7 protein-coding genes and 1 pseudogene are annotated in these 16,475 nt (G+C 52.1%); 3 read left to right on the forward strand and 5 right to left on the reverse strand.

What is annotated here, in order from left to right; genetic code table 11:
* Nucleotides 1-66 precede the first annotated feature (66 nt).
* Entirely contained in the window at nucleotides 67-7,920 is a 7,854-nt protein-coding gene (locus B9T62_RS26375) for a 5'-nucleotidase C-terminal domain-containing protein (RefSeq protein WP_087918003.1), read from the forward strand.
* 1,084 nt (nucleotides 7,921-9,004) lie between these two features.
* On the opposite strand, the pseudogene yunB reads toward B9T62_RS26375, so the two are convergent.
* The 5 genes and pseudogenes from yunB to B9T62_RS26400 all read right to left on the reverse strand — a co-directional run bounded on the left by yunB (nucleotide 9,005) and on the right by B9T62_RS26400 (nucleotide 14,133).
* Nucleotides 9,005-9,786, reverse strand: a pseudogene (yunB, locus tag B9T62_RS26380) (sporulation protein YunB).
* A 462-nt stretch (nucleotides 9,787-10,248) separates the two neighbouring features.
* The gene (locus B9T62_RS26385) at nucleotides 10,249-10,860 is read right to left on the reverse strand and encodes a TVP38/TMEM64 family protein (RefSeq protein ID WP_087918004.1); all 612 of its coding nucleotides are present in this window, start codon (nucleotides 10,858-10,860) and stop codon (nucleotides 10,249-10,251) included.
* 361 nt (nucleotides 10,861-11,221) lie between these two features.
* Complete coding sequence (locus B9T62_RS26390; protein WP_087918005.1) at nucleotides 11,222-12,088, reverse strand: glycine betaine ABC transporter substrate-binding protein; 867 nt, start codon at nucleotides 12,086-12,088, stop codon at nucleotides 11,222-11,224.
* A gap of 15 nt (nucleotides 12,089-12,103) precedes the next feature.
* Entirely contained in the window at nucleotides 12,104-12,937 is an 834-nt protein-coding gene (locus B9T62_RS26395) for an ABC transporter permease (protein ID WP_087918006.1), read from the reverse strand.
* Nucleotides 12,937-14,133, reverse strand: a complete 1,197-nt coding sequence (locus B9T62_RS26400) for a quaternary amine ABC transporter ATP-binding protein (RefSeq protein WP_087918007.1) — start codon at nucleotides 14,131-14,133, stop codon at nucleotides 12,937-12,939. Before B9T62_RS26400 ends, B9T62_RS26395 begins: the two co-directional genes overlap by 1 nt.
* 254 nt (nucleotides 14,134-14,387) lie before the next feature.
* On the opposite strand from B9T62_RS26400, the gene B9T62_RS26405 reads away from it, so the two are divergent.
* Nucleotides 14,388-14,945, forward strand: coding sequence for a GbsR/MarR family transcriptional regulator (locus tag B9T62_RS26405; protein WP_087918008.1), 558 nt, complete (start codon nucleotides 14,388-14,390; stop codon nucleotides 14,943-14,945).
* Nucleotides 14,946-15,087: 142 nt separating this feature from the next.
* On the forward strand, nucleotides 15,088-16,098 hold the full coding sequence (locus B9T62_RS26410; protein WP_087920435.1) for a LacI family DNA-binding transcriptional regulator: 1,011 nt from the start codon (nucleotides 15,088-15,090) through the stop codon (nucleotides 16,096-16,098).
* Nucleotides 16,099-16,475: the final 377 nt, after the last annotated feature.

Below are 16,475 nucleotides of genomic sequence, written 5' to 3' on the forward strand. Positions count from 1 at the left end.
CAATAGAGTGCTATCCTATTTTAGTAGATTGCAAATAATGTATTTGAGAGGGGTAGATTTTAGCAAATGGTTATATCCTTAAGATTGCGAAAATGGTTGGTCTCAGGACTAGCTGCCTTGTTGGTAGCCGGGAATGTATTGCCAGCCGCTCAAACTGCCCAGGCAGCGCCGGATAACAGCCAGGTGGTTATTTCACAGGTTTACGGCGGCGGCGGTAACAGCGGAGCTGAGTTTAGAAATGATTTCATTGAATTATATAATCCTACTAATCAGGCCGTGGATTTAACAGGCTGGAAGGTTCGTTATGCCAGTGCTACAGGCAACTTCGACTCAACCAAAAACTCCACAGATCTGCAAGGGACCATTCCCGCAAATGGCTATTATCTGATTCAAGAAGCTGCGGGAACTGGCGGCAGGGCAGACCTGCCGCTTGCGGATGCCACGGGCAGCCTGGCTATGGCTGGCGGGGCCGGAAAGGTTGACCTCTTAGACAGCTCCGACCAAACCGTTGATTTGGTTGGCTACGGACCTACAAGCAATAAATCCGAGGGTAACCTTCCGACCCCAGCCCTGTCCGCTACAACAGCCGCCATCCGCCAGGCCGCTCCAACTGCGCCTGCAGACAGCCGCGGTCTGGATACGGACAACAATGCCGCAGACTTCGCAGTCCAGGCACCAAGTCCGCGGAACAGCCGCTATGGGCTGGCACCTGTTCAAGCAAGTCCAGTTACTGCTTCCCCAAGCTCCAATGCCTGGCCGGCAGGCACAGAAATTTCGCTTAGCTCACCAACCGTTGGTGCATCTGTCTATGCAGCCGTTTACGGATCAGGCGGCACAAGCAGCTATCAACCGTACACCGGAGCGATTACATTAAGCGAGAATACGGAAATCAAGGCATACGCTTCAGAGCCGGGATTGCCAGACAGCCCGGTTTCAACCTTTGACTATACCATTATCTCCAAGACTACTATCGCAGCCGCACGTACCGCAGCCAAGGCACACAATGTCTTGACTGAAGGCATAGTGACACACATAGATGGACCGGATACCTACATACAGGATGACTCCGGTGCAATCCTGCTATATAACTTCCCTGCATTTGCCGCAGTTGGGGACCGCGTTGAAGTTAGCGGTTCTATGGACATTTATAACAATCTGCAGGAAATCAAGCCGCAAGCCGGACTTGGCTACAGTGTGCTTGAACCAAATGCAGGTGTTCCTGCACCGAAGCTGCTGACAGCAGCAGACCTGACTGAAGCGAGCGGCGAGGCTCACGAAGCTGAGCTGGTCACCCTCCAGGATGTCACCATCACTAAGAAGAACGGCAGCACGGTGACAGCAAGCCAAGGCGGCCAATCCTTCACCATCTATTCCGCGTTGCCCAAGCTCGTGGAAGGCGCCACGTTCGAGAGTATCACTGGCGTGATCAAGCAATACAATACAGTCTATCAATTCGTTCCTCTAAACGAGAATGCTTTGGTGGAGAAGACTCTGTCCGTTATGGCCAGCCCTGGTGCAGGCCGCATCATTACCGGCAGCAAGGTTACTCTCTCCAGTCCGACTGTAGACGCTGCTATCTACTATACACTGGATAAGACAATGCCAACTCCGGCCAGCCAGTTATACTCGGCTCCACTGACCATTGACGCAGACGTTACAATCACAGCAATTGCTGTAGCAGAGGGACAGACCAGCGAGGTCTATACTTTTGCCTACACAGCTTCAGAAACACCGCGTATTCATGATATCCAGGGAGAAGGACACACTTCCGAATATGCAGAACAAACCGTAACTGATGTAGAAGGAATCGTCACCCAATACGGCTACTATTTCAATGACGGCAGATACAAAGGTTTCTTCATCCAAGACCTTGAACCGGACGATAACGTAAATACATCTGAAGGCATTTTCGTATTCAGCACAGACAACGCTCTGAAGCCGGCAATCGGAGAACTCGTGTCCGTTACTGGCAAAGTGTCTGAATACAATGAGGGAAGCAGCAGCAATCTGACCTCTACCCAAATCACATTATCTTCAATTACCAAACTTCCAAACACAGGCCAGAAACTGCCGGAACCGATTGTTCTTGGCAAAGATGGACGGGCCATTCCAGCCTCCATTATCGACAATGATGGAATGAAGGAGTTTCAACCGGCAGAGGATGCCATAGATTTCTATGAATCCCTGGAAGGTATGCTTGTCAAGCTGCCGACACCAACCATTCTCAGTCCATACTGGACCAGCGGCAACGGAAATTCCCAAGTCTACAACATTCCAACAAGAGTGGACAATGGTACGCCAGACGTTATTACTCCAGCTGGTGGACTAGTGCTGAAGGGTGCTGGAAATCTGAACCCGCAGCGCCTCCTGATCGCTTACGGCAATCCGGGTAAGGAAGTCAGCACCGGAGATACTTTTGCCGGAGATATTACGGGCGTCATCGCCTACAACAATGGCAACTTCAAGGTTATTCCTGCCAATGGCACACTGCCTGAAATTAACGCCGGCACGTTCCAGCAGGAAACGACGACACTTGCAGTCAATGAGGACAAGCTGTTAATCGCTTCTTATAACATTGAGAACTATTATCCGGGCGTTGGAGCAGCCAAGACTCAGAAGCTTGCTGATTCCATCACAGCCAATATGAAGAAGCCGGATATCATCGGCGTTGTGGAGATGCAGGACAGCAATGGTGAAACCAATAATGGCACCGTGGAAGCCAGTGCAGCCGAGCTGATCCAGGCCATTCAGACTGCCGGAGGCCCTGCCTATCAATATATTGACATCGCCCCTGAGAACAATAAGGACGGCGGTGCACCGGGCGGTAACATTCGTGTAGGCTTCCTGTATAATCCGGCCAGAGTTCAGCTGGCAGACAGTGTGAACGGAGACAAGGGTACCGCCACGCAAGCTGTCGCTTACGATACTGTGACAGACAAGCTGACTTATAACCCAGGCCGGGTTGATCCGACGAACCCTGCTTTCGCAAGTTCGCGCAAGCCGCTTGCCGCCCAATTTGAATTTGGCGGGGAGAAGGTCATCGTAATCGCCAGCCATTTCAATTCCAAAGGCGGAGATAACGGTCCTTTCGGGAATGTGCAGCCTCCCGTGCTCTCCAGTGAAGCACAGCGGCATGAAATTGCCGCGGTTGTGAACGGTTTTGTCCAAGAAATTGTGACCGCCAATCCGGATGCTAACATTGTTGCGCTCGGTGACCTGAATGATTTCCAGTTCACCCGGACGGCAGAGATTCTGAAAGGCAACGAGCTGGACAACCTGATTGATACCCTGCCGCTTAACGAGCAGTATACCTACACTTATGACGGCAACTCTCAGGTACTTGATCATATCCTGGTCAGCAAGAATCTGACGGCGGCCGCTGAGGTTGACGTGGTCCATCTGAATGCCGATTTCTCACCGGCGAGGGGCCGGGTATCCGACCATGATGCGGTATTGGCGCAGCTTGATTTCGCGGAAAGCACTGCTTTCCCCCTAACCATCCTGCATACTAACGACACCCATGCCAATCTGGACACCAGCAGCTCGCCGAACAGTGTTCTGCGCCGCGTGACAGCAATCAAAGAAGCCAAGGCAAGCTCAACGAACCCTCTGCTGGTAGATGCTGGCGATGTGTTCTCAGGCACCCTTTATTTCAACAAATATCTGGGGCTGGCGGATCTGGACTTTATGAATCTGGTGGGCTATGACGCCATGACTTTCGGCAACCATGAATTCGACAAGGATTCCGGGGTGCTCTCCAAATTCATCGGCAAGGCCCAGTTCCCGTTCGTCTCCTCCAACGTAAATTTCTCGAATGATGATATTCTAAACAAAATGTTCAAGAACGAAATTGGCCTGCCAAGCGATGATGCAACCATCTATCCTGCTCTGATTACGGAAGTCGACGGGCAGCGGATCGGTCTGGTTGGCTTGACTACAGAAGATACGGCCAACATTGCTTCTCCGGGGCAAGTCACCTTCGACGATGCCTTCGCCAAGGCAGAGGCAACGGTCGCTATGCTGCAAGCGGAAGACATCAACAAGATTATTGTGTTGTCCCATCTCGGCTACGATGAGGATGTCAAGCTGGCCCGTGCGGTCGGCGGCATCGATATCATCGTTGGCGGACACAGCCATACGAAGCTGGATGAAGCTGTTGTGGACAACAGCGACCCTGCTGCACCGAAGCTGATTGTACAGACAGGTGAGAAAGGCCAGTTCCTCGGCAAGCTCGAAGTTGAGTTCGATCAGGCAGGCGTACTGACCTCATGGAACAACGAATTGATCTCGATTGATGCCAAAACCGACGGCGTCTACAATATTGCCGAAGACCCTGAAGCGAAGCATATTCTGGACACGTACTACAAGCCAGGCATCCAAGAGTTGGCCAACGAAGTTGTAGGTCAGTCTGACGTTGTCCTGAACGGCGTACGGAACGATGTGCGCACCAAGGAAACCAACCTGGGCAATCTGATTGCAGACGGCATGCTCTCCGCGGCCCAAGCAGCCGGAACCAAGGCTGTCATTGCCCTGCAGAATGGCGGAGGTATCCGTGACTCTATTAATGAAGGGCCGATCACACAAGGCGAAGTATTGACGGTACTTCCTTTCAACAATGATCTGGTCACCATTACCCTGACCGGCCAGGAGATCAAGGATGCGATGGAGAACGGCGTCTCCAGAACACCGGCAGCCGATGGGCGTTTCCCGCACGTGGCTGGCCTGAAGTTCTATTATGACTCTACGAAGCCGGTGAATGAGCGTGTGCTGCGCATGGAAGTGAAGAATGGAGACAACTATGTTCCAATCGACCTGAATGCCTCCTATGAAGTGGCGACCAACGCTTTTACAGCCAAGGGCGGAGATTTCTACATCTCTCTTGAGAAAGCCTACAATGAAGGCCGTGTAAATCTGCTGTATCTGCCGGATTATGAGGTATTGACGAATTATATTGACACAGTTGGACCAATCACTGCCGCAACCTCTGCCGTGGAAGGACGGATCATTGACCTGAACGGCAGCCCGCTGCCGGAGACGGATAAGGACTTCTCGCTCCGTATCCTGCACACGAACGACACACACAGTCACCTAGAGAATGTGGTGAAGCGGGTAACGGCAATCAAGCAGGAAAGAACCGGCAATACCCTCCTGCTCGACGCAGGCGATGTATTCTCAGGCACCCTGTATTTCACGAAATTCGAGGGTCTTGCCGACCTGGAATTCATGAACTATATCGGCTACGATGCCATGACTTTCGGAAATCATGAGTTTGATAAGGGCTTGCCTGTACTGAAGTCTTTTGTTGATAAAGCTAACTTCCCTTTTGTAAGCTCCAACATTGATTTCATGAGCAAGGACAACGAGCTTAAGAGCAGCTACAAGAACGAGATTGGCGTAATAGCCGACAACGCTTCGGAGCTGAAGGGCCAGATTTATCCGGCTGTTGTAAAAGAAGTCTACGGAGAACAGGTTGCCATCTTCGGTCTGACGACAGAGGATACCGTGGGTCTGTCCTCACCGGGCGGCAATATTGCCTTCGAGGACTACAAGACAAGCGCAGCTAACACGGTTAAACTGCTGCAAGAGCAAGGCATCAACAAAATTATTGCCCTGTCCCATCTGGGCTACAGCGTAGATCGGCAGCTGGCAGAACAAGTACCGGGCATCGACGTCATTGTAGGCGGACATTCCCATACGAAGCTGGATCAGCCTGTCGTCTTGAATGAAGACGACGAACGGACGTTGATTGTTCAGACCGGAGAATACGGAGCAAATCTCGGGAAGCTGGACGTAGCGTTTGACGGTAAGGGAGTTATCACCTCCTACAACGGCAAGCTGCTGGACGTCACTACTTTCGCCGATGATGCTCAGGCCAAGGAAATGCTGGTCAAATATGACGCTGAGCTAACAACGATCCGCAATACGGTGGTCGGCAATACGGACGTTGAGCTGAACGTGAACCGTCTAATTGACGGCAAATCGACACGCGTTGTCCGCAAAGAGGAGACCAACCTTGGAAATCTGATTACAGACGGCATTAACAGCAAGTCCCAAGAGCTGGTTACCAAGCTGCTGTCACCAGACGAACTGTCCTCCATCAAAGGTTTTGTCGCCATCCAGAACGGCGGAGGCATCCGGGCCGGCATCGACAAAGGCGAGATTACACTTGGAGAAGTGCTGACCGTTATGCCTTTCTCCAACAGTCTCGTAGCTCTGAAAGTAACCGGACAAGAAATTATAGACTCCCTGGAGAACGGGGTCAGCGGGCTGGAGACGGATCAGGGAAGATTCGCTCAAGTATCCGGCATGAGGTACACCTACGACTCCATGAAGAAGCCGGAAATCATTCATCCCACAACAAATGTACTGCAGCAGAAGGGTGAACGTATCCTATCCGTAGACATCAGACAGGCTGACGGAAGCTATAGCGCTATTGATCCGGCAGCCTACTATATCCTGTCCACGAATTCCTTCATGGCTGGCGGTGGAGACTTCTATGGCTCACTTGCCAAAGCCAAGGCTGACGGACGTTATTATGAACTGTACCTGCCGGATTATGAAGTATTCACTGAATATCTCACCAAAGCAGGGACTGTAGCCATCGGCAAGGAAGGCCGCATTACCGACCTTCAGGGAGCAGCTCCGACACCAGCTCCGACGTCACCACCGCTACCGCTGCCAACATCAGCTCCGGTAGCTCCGGTAGCGACGGCTACACCTGCCGCAACAGCTGCACCTGCTGCTTCGCCACAGGTTACCACCATTTCGGCAGCGGATCTGACGTCACAGCTGGCCGCTCTGCCGAGCAGCAGCAACGAGCTGGTAATCCCAGTCACAGCATCCGCGGGCGGCGCAAGAATAGTGCTTCCGGGCAGTGTGATTACCCGGCAAGCGGCAGCCCGGCCTGAGACTGTCCTTACTTTCACTGCAAACGGCGCTTCTTATTCATTGCCAGTCCGCGTAATCAACGGAGCAGCTCTTGCCCGGCAGTTGGGTACAAGTGACTTTACAATCACGGTATCCCTCCTGCAAGCGGATGCTGCCGCCATCAGCAGCGTGAATCAGGCGATCTCGTCAGAACAAGGTTCTGTAACACTAGCTGCGCCTGTGATGGAATTCAGCATCACTGCTGAAGCCGGGGAGAGAAGCGTACCGCTGAACAGCTTCGGCAGCGTTTATGTTACGCGGACCCTTACAGCACCGGGTTCCCTGAATCCGCAGAATGCAACAGCTGTAGTATTTGATCCTGCTACCGGCAAGCTGTCCTTCGTGCCTTCCGTATTTGAAACCAAGGCCGACGGAACAACCCTGGTAACGATCAAACGCAACAGCAACAGCTATTACACTGTTGTTCGTTCCACTCAGACCTTCGGCGATACTGCCGGACACTGGGCCAAATCTTCCATTGATCTGCTGGCTTCGAAGCTGATCATCAACGGAAGCAGCGCAGACACCTTCTCGCCTGGGCAGTCCATTAGCCGTGCCGAATTCGCGGCATTGATTACACGGTCTCTGGGACTCGCTCCGGCAAGCGGAGAAACTACTTTCAAGGATGTCAGTTCAGGCGCATGGTATGCGGAGGCTGTACGTACCGCAGCAGCAGCCGGTCTAATCTCCGGGTACACGGACGGCAGCTTCATGCCTTCCAGTCCGATTACCCGTCAGGAGATGGCCAGCATCCTGGCTAAGGCCATCAAGTACACCGGCAAGACACTTACTGCCGATGCCGCTGTGCTGGCTAAATTCAGCGACGCAGCCGGTATTGCGGCCTGGTCCCGATCATCAGTGGCCGAGATTGCCGCTGAAGGAATTATCCAAGGTACACCGGACGGCAGATTTGCACCGCAGAAGCAAGCTACACGTGCGGAAGCCGTAACTATGCTTGAGAAGACATTGAAGTTATTGCAATTCATTAACTAAGCAGGTTTCTATAAGAGAACAGCAAGAAGAGCAAGAGGCGGTTCCAAGGATGTCTATAGCATCCTTGGAACCGCCTCTTTGCTATGACAATATCGAAGGATTTGAGCATTTGCCTTCAGTGTTGATCGGCAGACAAGGTTCATTACTGTTCTGAAGCTTCTCGGGGGGAACCACCAGCCGTAATGCTTCATCCGCAGCTCCGACAGGAATACTGGGGGGCACAGCATAGGAAGGCTGCAGCCGGGGCGCATGATGAATACATCCGTAGTGCATGGTGGGTAAATCCGGTGCAGAATTGATATATCCGCGGTGCAAAGGCAGCGGCTGCGCACATGGTATGCCGGAGTTTAGAATTCTGTATGGAAGGGATCAAATAGACATTAGTCTGCTCCACCGATTTAGTTGCAAAACCGCATCTAATTCGTCAGTTTTTCGCATTTTAGAGTAAATAAGTGCGTAATAGCATCTAATTTTGGATTTGGAGCGCTCAAAAAGCATTTTAATCGAAAATAGTTGCAGATTCGCACTTATTTACCCGATAACACCAGTTTCAGCTGAAATTAAATGCACTTTCGCATCTAATTTCTCTGAATGCTCTAGGGCAACACTCTACATTCTCTGTGGCACCTGAGTAAAGGGAATATTACCGCTAATTAGTCTCAGTATGCGTTACTACTTAGGTCCAGTGAGAGATGATAGGGAAATTCTACCACTAGTTGGACGAAGGTTGGGCGTTCTGGTGAGCTTATAGGGAATTTTACCACTAATGAGGTCCTATCCGCTCCGAAAAGCCCTAAATGGACGATGTAGTGGTAACTTTTCCCTATAAGACACGACAATCGAGCATGAGCCAGGTATTAACGGTAGTTTTTCCCCATAGCCACCTCTGTTGTACTACTCCGAAGGCGCAAACCTACTTGGGGATGGCTGGGGTCCTAAGTAGTAACCAGTATGCAGATTCAAGGTGGATATAGAGAATTTCCTCATATACGATAGCAACGGAACATGAAGCGAGGACTAGCGGTATTTTCCCCATAGCCACCTACGGGTTACTCCTTAGACTAAAAGAACCACCCGCTCCGCATTAGCTGCCCTCGCCTGTAACTGCATTGGCCCCCGGATCAGCTTCCGGGGTACCCGGATCGACCTCCACACCGTCGGGATCTGCTGGCACTGCTCCCTGCGCATGGCTCTGATCCGCTCCGCTGCCGGTTGCCGCAGGCGCGGGAATGGCGATGCCTGGAGCTGCGCTGCCGTTCTCTCCCACAGGTTTGCCCTGATTGTCGTAATAGTACATAGGCACATCGCCAACGACCATCAGGTAAGAGACGGGGATCTCCGTATCCACCACCTGCGGTTCCATATCAAACGGAATCACGACCGCTACCTCAGTCACGATATGAATAAAAACCTCCACCAAAATCATATTTATGCCGGCATTCTGCTGGCGGGTGTTCAGCTCCACCTTAACCGCGCCCTGCGGTTCGATCTTAATCGGGATATCCGGCCCGAAGGAAGCGATCAGCGGACTGCCCAGCGCCTGGCCGAGCGGAATATGCTCCGTCTGATTATGCAACTCCTGCAGCGTGGACTGGATCACCTGTGCCGCCTGCGAGGTAATGCGCATATGCTCGGCGTAATTGAGCATGAATCCGGATATTTTGCCATTCTTGTCCGTCTTCCAGTCAATCAGCTCCTCGGCATTCCCCCCTCCGCGACCTGGGAGGTGATGGCTTTGTTAATCGATTCGGTGGCGATCTGCTTCACCCGGATTTGGGCCAAATGCAGAATCGGCGGCTTCAAATGCTGCTCCACATAACGCAGCCCCTGCAGGATGCCAATCACCAGCAGCAGCGAGAGGATCAGCCAGAACCGGCGGCGGTGGCGGGGCTTACCCGCCTTGCCTGGCTTGCCCGGTTTGCCCGCCTTGCCGTCTGCCCCCTCTTTCCTCAATCCCACAGCACGGAACAGCGGTTTCTTCTCCGTGCTGCGGGATTTCCATATCCGTCTGCGGCTTCCAGCCGCTTCAAATGGCAAGTCCTGCGGCCTCGCGCTCCCCCTGCCGGGCTTTGCCCGAAATGCCGCTCTTCTGCCCGGCATCCTGGATGCCCCGCCCTTGCTGCTGCCCGGCCCGGGCAGTCCGAGCCGGCTCCAGTCCGGCAGCCGCAGGCCGCGGTTGCCCCATCTGCGTATTCTCACATCTGCCATCTCCCCTCCTGCCTTAACCGGAGGTCAAGCTGCCTCCACATACTCTAGCGTATTCGGCAGGCAGCCAAAAAAGAAGAACGTTGCCCGGTGCAAGCCTGCACCGGGCAACGTTCTTCTAATTCATTGCATTCTACTGCGTTTGTCCTCCTGCAGATGGCTCCAATGGCGGCGGATAAATACCGCAACCAGAATGGCCATAAACACCGCATACCAGGTAAGGAATCCGCTCCATTCCTCTCTGGGAACAATCAGGCTGGAACCAATTGTACCAAACAGCCAGATATAGGACATATTGCCGAGTACGGTTCCCCAGATGAAAGCGGGGGCTTTGATCGGCGAGATCGCTGACATCAGGTTGATGATATTGTTGGGCACAATCGGAACCGTGCGCAGCAGCACCAGCGTCCATATCCCGTAACGGTCCAGGTATTTCTGCCACTTATCATACCGCTTGAGCTTATGCATCCATTTGCGGTCGAACCAATTATACAAATAACGCCGGAAGAAAAAATAGGTCAGCACCGTCCCCACATTACAGGCCAGCCAGCTAATCACCATTCCGCCAATAATTTCAAATTCCGATACATGCAATACAATCAGAATGGCAAATGGAAAAAATCCAAACAAGCTCTGCAGCAGCGCCAGCGGTAGTGTGGCAAATAGAATAGAAGGGCCGCTGAGGCCCAGCGTCTGCAGCAACCAGTCAATCCAGCTGTTAATCGTCTCTGTCATGGAGCGTGCCCCTCTCTTAACTCTCTGCAGAAGCTTACTCAACATGTTGGTTATTTCACATCTCGGGTTCCAAGTAAACACGCCTTCGCCGTCCTCTGGAAAGCGTATGCTTCCGAAGCAGCGATACTACGTATCGCTTTCAGGCATCCGTTTCTGCAGGAAATAGAAGGATAAGGATTAAGGTGAAATTAATAAGTTCTTCTATTTCAAAGAAAACACCCCTTACGGGGTGTTTCATAGCATACTCACACTTAAGGTTTGCTTAAGAGAGGATCATCATTCCGTAGACAGGTTACAAAATTGTAGCCTAATGTTGTGTACATCATAGCACAATAATTAATCAGCTGTAAAATCTGTATTGTTACTCTATACCCGCAATCCAGGCGTTAACCTGATCTGGATTGCCGTCCACCCATTTCTTGGCTGCTTCTTCAGGACTCATGCCGCCCTGAATATCAACCATGACCAGCTCCATCTCACCCGGCGTCCACTGGAATTGATCCAGGAAGGTATATACCGCAGGCATATCGTCCTGCAGGCCTTTACGGGCAATGGTATGAATTTGCTCCGCACCACCGTATACTCCCTTAGGATCTTCCAGGTATTTCAGGTCCATATTGGCGAACATCCAGTGCGGCGTCCAGCCGGTAACCACAATCGGCTCATTGTTGTCATAGGCCTTCTGAAGTTCCTGGGCCATCGCGGCCGACGAGCTTTCCAGCATCGTGTAGTCGCTCAGATCATATTCTGTCATGGCTTTTTCCGTTGCCATCATAATACCCGCTCCCGGCTCAATTCCGACAATCCGCTTGTTCAGTGAAGCGGCAACCCCGCTGTTCTTCAGATCCTCAATCGAGGTGAGGTCCATATAAGCTGGAACGGCAAGACCGGTTTTGGTTCCATCCAGGTTGACCCCCAGATCGTCGACGTCATTGCCGTATTTCTCCAGATAAGAGGCATGGGTGCCTGGAAGCCAGGCCGCAGCCATCGCATCGGCACTGCCGTCGGCAACACCGGCCCACATGGGACCCGCGTCTACCTGAAGCATTTCCACTGTAGCATCAAGCTTGGATTCTAGAACTTCCTTGATCACATACGTACTGGCAATCTCTGAATCCCAAGCTACATAGGCCAGCTTCACCTTGTTGCCACCACTTTCGGACGAACATCCGGCAATCACGGCAACCACTAGAGTCAACAACAATACCAAGCTTTTTTTCTTCATCATCAATACAACACTCCCTTATTTATGTTTGGGTTTCAATAAATTCTGAGTCATGCGGTCGAGCAGAATCGCAATAATAACAATCGCAATCCCGGCTTCGAAGCCGGCACCGGTCTTGGCTTGTGATACCGCACGGTACACATAGGTCCCTACGCCCTGCGAACCAATCATCGACGAGATAACCACCATCGACAGCGATAGCATAATAGTCTGGTTAATTCCAGCCATCATGGTAGGCATGGCAAGCGGCAGCTGCAGCTTGATCAGCTTCTGCCAAGGAGTCGAGCCGAACGCATCCGCAGCCTCCACCAGCTCCTCCGATACCTGGCGGATACCCAGATTGGTCAGCCGGATGGTAGGTGGAATGGCGAAGATAATGGAAGCGATAACACCGGGCACAACACCCAGTGAGAAAAAGGACACTGCAGGCAGCAGATACACAAAGGCAGGCATCGTCTGCATAAAGTCGAGAATCGGCGTCACAATATTCTTGAAGTTGTTGCTCTGTGCGCACAGAATCCCAATCGGCACGCCGATCACCACGGCCAGAATAGATGCTGTCAGCACCAGCGCCAGCGATTGCATCGTCGGCCCCCACAGGCCGAGATTATCGATTAGCAGCAGGCCGACTACCGCGAATAACGCGAGGCGCCATTTGCCGATCCAGTAACTCAGGGCAGCAATCAGGACGATCACTACGAGAGCCGGCAGGATGGTAAGTCCGGTTTCGATGCCTTGCACCATACCGCCGATTACAGTGAGAATCAAATCGAATACGGGGCCAAAATAAAGCTCTAGCCAATGCTCCAGCCATTCGACCGCCTTACCCAGCGGAATCTTGGGAATATCCATTACAAGCTGCCTCCTTCCGGTACCGCATTGCCCGCTAGGGCGGAAAGAACGGCTCCTTTGATGACGATCCCTTTCAAGCGGTCAGCTTCATCAACTACAGCGACCGGCAAATGGGTCTCAGACATCAGTTCGAACAAATCATTAAGCAAGGTGTCAGGCGATACACGCGGAATTTCCCGGCGCAGGACATCAAGGATGCTTTTGTTCTCCTTCAGTGCCAGCGACGCATCTTCCGCCGTAATAACACCTTGAAGTCTCATCTCTTTATCCGCTACGTACAGACTGGAAACCCCGCTGTCCCGCATTAACTGCAGGGCTACACGCGGACCACGCTCCGGGCGGACCATTTCCGGCTGGCGCATCACATGTGCTGCCGTCAGCACCTTCGACAGATCCACATCCTCGACGAATCGCTCCACGTATTTGTTGGCAGGCTGAATCAGGATTTCCTCCGGCGTACCGATCTGCACAATCACGCCGTCCTTCATCAGGGCAATCCGGTCACCGATCCGCAGCGCTTCATCCAGATCATGAGTAATGAAGACAATGGTCTTCTTCACCCGGGCCTGCAGCTCCAGCAGCTCCTGCTGCATATCCTTGCGGATCAGCGGGTCCAGCGCACTGAAGGCTTCATCCATCAGCAGGATGTCGGGATCATTCGCCAAGCCGCGGGCTAGGCCCACACGCTGCTGCATCCCTCCGCTCAGCTGATCGGGGCGGTGGTTCTCCCAGCCCTTCAGGCCGACCAGTTCCAACGCTTCCATGGCCAGTTCAGTTCTTTTCTTCTTCTCTACGCCCTGAACCTCCAGTCCGTATTCCGCATTGGCCAGCACGGAACGGTGCGGGAACAACGCGAATTTCTGGAAGACCATACCGATGTTCTTGCGCCGGAATTGACGCAGCTGCTCGGGATTCATTTTGACAACATCTTTCCCTTTAAACAGCACTTGCCCCCCAGTGGGCTCGATCAAACGGTTGAGCAGACGGACAAGCGTTGACTTGCCGCTGCCGGATAATCCCATAATGACGAAGATTTCGCCTTCTTCAATGCTGAACTCGGCTTTGTTCACACCCACCGTGAGCTTATGCTCCTTGGCGATCTTCTCTTTGGACCACCCCTGCTCTAATAATGGAAGCGCCCGCTGCGCATCATGTCCGAAGACTTTCGTAAGTTGTTTCACTTCTATAGTAGGCATGTAACCCTCCTTCTCCCGTTCATCTATCCGGGTAAATCACTTCTATTAGTCTAACGGACTTGTGAAAAGAGACGCAAAGCCCATATTCGGATAAAATTTAGTGTACAGTTTTAACTTTATGTACTTAACGTACAGAATACTCTGTTTTTCTCCGTATTCCTTTATTGACGAATTCTTTACTTCTTACAGCCGATTTGATTACAATACAATCTAGAGGGTTGCAGTTGATCAGCCTATTCCTCAGGAGGTACACCATGAACGATTTAGCAGGGCTTTCGCCCGAACAAACAGAGAAGGTCAGCAAAGCCCGGGAACGTGTCATTGATTCCATCGGCAAGAACATGGATCTCTACGGCATCACCTTATCCATTGGGCATTTATACGGTTATATGTATTTCAATGATGGTCCTGTAACACTGGACGAGCTTAGCAAAACTATGGGTATGAGCAAAACCAGTATGAGTACGGGGGTACGCACCCTGCTGGACCTGAAAATGATTGACAAGGTGTGGGGTAAAGGCACACGGAAGGATCTGTTTGAGGTCGTGCCGGACTGGCATCAGAACTTCAGCGATTATTTCTCGATTAAATGGAGAAAAGCGGTCGAGGGCAACATGAACGCACTTGCGAAATCGCTTGCTGAAATTGCCGCCATGAAGAGCGACTATCATGATGATCCTCTACTGACCAAGCTCCTGCAGAGCGATCAGGAGAAGATTGAAGACGCGATTAAATACTACCGCTGGCTGCTGAAGCTGATTGAGGCTTTTGAGAACGGCAAGATATTTGATCTGATTCCCAAGGAAACCTGAGATCCGCCATCTATATGCTCCTATTCTTCACAGAAACGGTTGCCGTCCTTCACAGGGTGGTTATAGCCGTTTCTTCTTTGGGTACAGTCAGGGCCTGTCCATCCATCTAATTCTCTTAGCGAAGGGTGTTATTCTTATGCATATGAATATCAAGAGGATTGCCGAAATGGCGGGAGTGTCGGTTTCCACGGTGTCCAAGATCATGAACAACTACAGCGACGTCTCCGATAAGACCAAGCAGCGGGTGCTGCAGATTATTGAGCAGACCGGATATTCCCCCTCCAATTCCGCCAAAACACTCGCTACCCGCAAATCCAACCTGATCGGGGTTATTTTTGCCGGTGAGCTGAACGTGGAGTTTACGCATCCTTTTTTCGTGGAGGTGCTGAATGCCTTCAAGAAGCAGATGGGGGTGCTGGGGTATGATCTTATTTTCTTCTCCAACGAGAAGTTCATTCATAGCGGGGATTACTTCGCCCGCTGCCAGCATTTCCAGGTGGATGGCTGTGTGATCATCTCGGGCCAGAAGATGGAACCGGCGATCCGTGAGCTGGACCAGAGCAGCATTCCCTGTATTGGAGTCGATCTGGAGCTGACGGGCAGTAAGTCTGCTTATCTGATGTCCGATAACTTCCAGATTGCCTCCAAGGTGGTGGAACATTTCTATCTGCTCGGCTACCGGGAGCTGGGCTTCATCGGAAGCAGCGCCGATTCGGATATCTCCAACCGCCGGGAAGCCGGTTATATCAAGGCGATTGAAAGCTTCGGCATGACAGTCAACCGGGACTGGTTCGTGCATGGAGAGGATTTCTTCGAGCCGAGCGGTTATGCGGTAATGAAGCAGTGGCTGCTCTCCGGCAATCTGCCGCGCGCGGTGTTCGCCGCCTCCGATCTGCTGGCGCTTGGCGCGGTACGGGCGCTGAAGGAGCATGGCCTGCAGATTCCAGGCGATGTGGCGATCATTGGCTGCGACGACATCGAGGCCTGCAAATACACCAGCCCTACGCTGACCACGATCCGCCAGAATAAGGAGCGCCTGGGCGTGCTCGCCGCCCACATGCTGTTCGACCTGATCAACGGCCAGTCCGCAGGCGGCTCGTTCACGGTCGAACCCGCGCTGATCGTGCGCGAGTCTTGCGGGAGCAGGGGGTAGGGGCGATGCCGGAGAGCTTGTAAGCAGATGGACAGGCGTGGCAGAGACTTAACTGTATTTCGTACATTTAAAATAGCGGGTTTCGCCTACAAATGGGATATAAGTGTATTTCGTACAACTAAAAATCCCCATTTCGGCCCTCGACGGCATTTTTCGCAGAAATAGCTGTACCCCATACAGTTAAAGTCATTTTATCCGCTGTTTTGCTTGAAATAAGTGTATGAAATGCAGTTCACCTGTGCCGGGCAACAGTCGCTTTAACCAACAGCTCCTATTTTTTTTAAAAAAACCTACTAGTATCCCCCAGCCCAAGACAAATAAGAGTAAAACTGACGGCAGCAGAAACTGGATATGAAAGGTAATTTTCGCAGGGGGAT

This window comes from Paenibacillus donghaensis (assembly GCF_002192415.1).
In the GTDB taxonomy this organism is placed as follows: Bacteria; Bacillota; Bacilli; order Paenibacillales; family Paenibacillaceae; genus Paenibacillus_AQ; species Paenibacillus_AQ donghaensis.

Bases quoted from the DNA above. Each gene is read 5' to 3' on its own strand.
- B9T62_RS26375 (WP_087918003.1), top strand. From the start codon at position 67: ATGGTTATATCCTTAAGATTGCGAAAATGGTTGGTCTCAGGACTAGCT.
- B9T62_RS26385 (WP_087918004.1), bottom strand. From the start codon at position 10,860: ATGACAGAGACGATTAACAGCTGGATTGACTGGTTGCTGCAGACGCTG.
- B9T62_RS26390 (WP_087918005.1), bottom strand. From the start codon at position 12,088: ATGATGAAGAAAAAAAGCTTGGTATTGTTGTTGACTCTAGTGGTTGCC.
- B9T62_RS26395 (WP_087918006.1), bottom strand. From the start codon at position 12,937: ATGGATATTCCCAAGATTCCGCTGGGTAAGGCGGTCGAATGGCTGGAG.
- B9T62_RS26400 (WP_087918007.1), bottom strand. From the start codon at position 14,133: ATGCCTACTATAGAAGTGAAACAACTTACGAAAGTCTTCGGACATGAT.
- B9T62_RS26405 (WP_087918008.1), top strand. From the start codon at position 14,388: ATGAACGATTTAGCAGGGCTTTCGCCCGAACAAACAGAGAAGGTCAGC.
- B9T62_RS26410 (WP_087920435.1), top strand. From the start codon at position 15,088: ATGAATATCAAGAGGATTGCCGAAATGGCGGGAGTGTCGGTTTCCACG.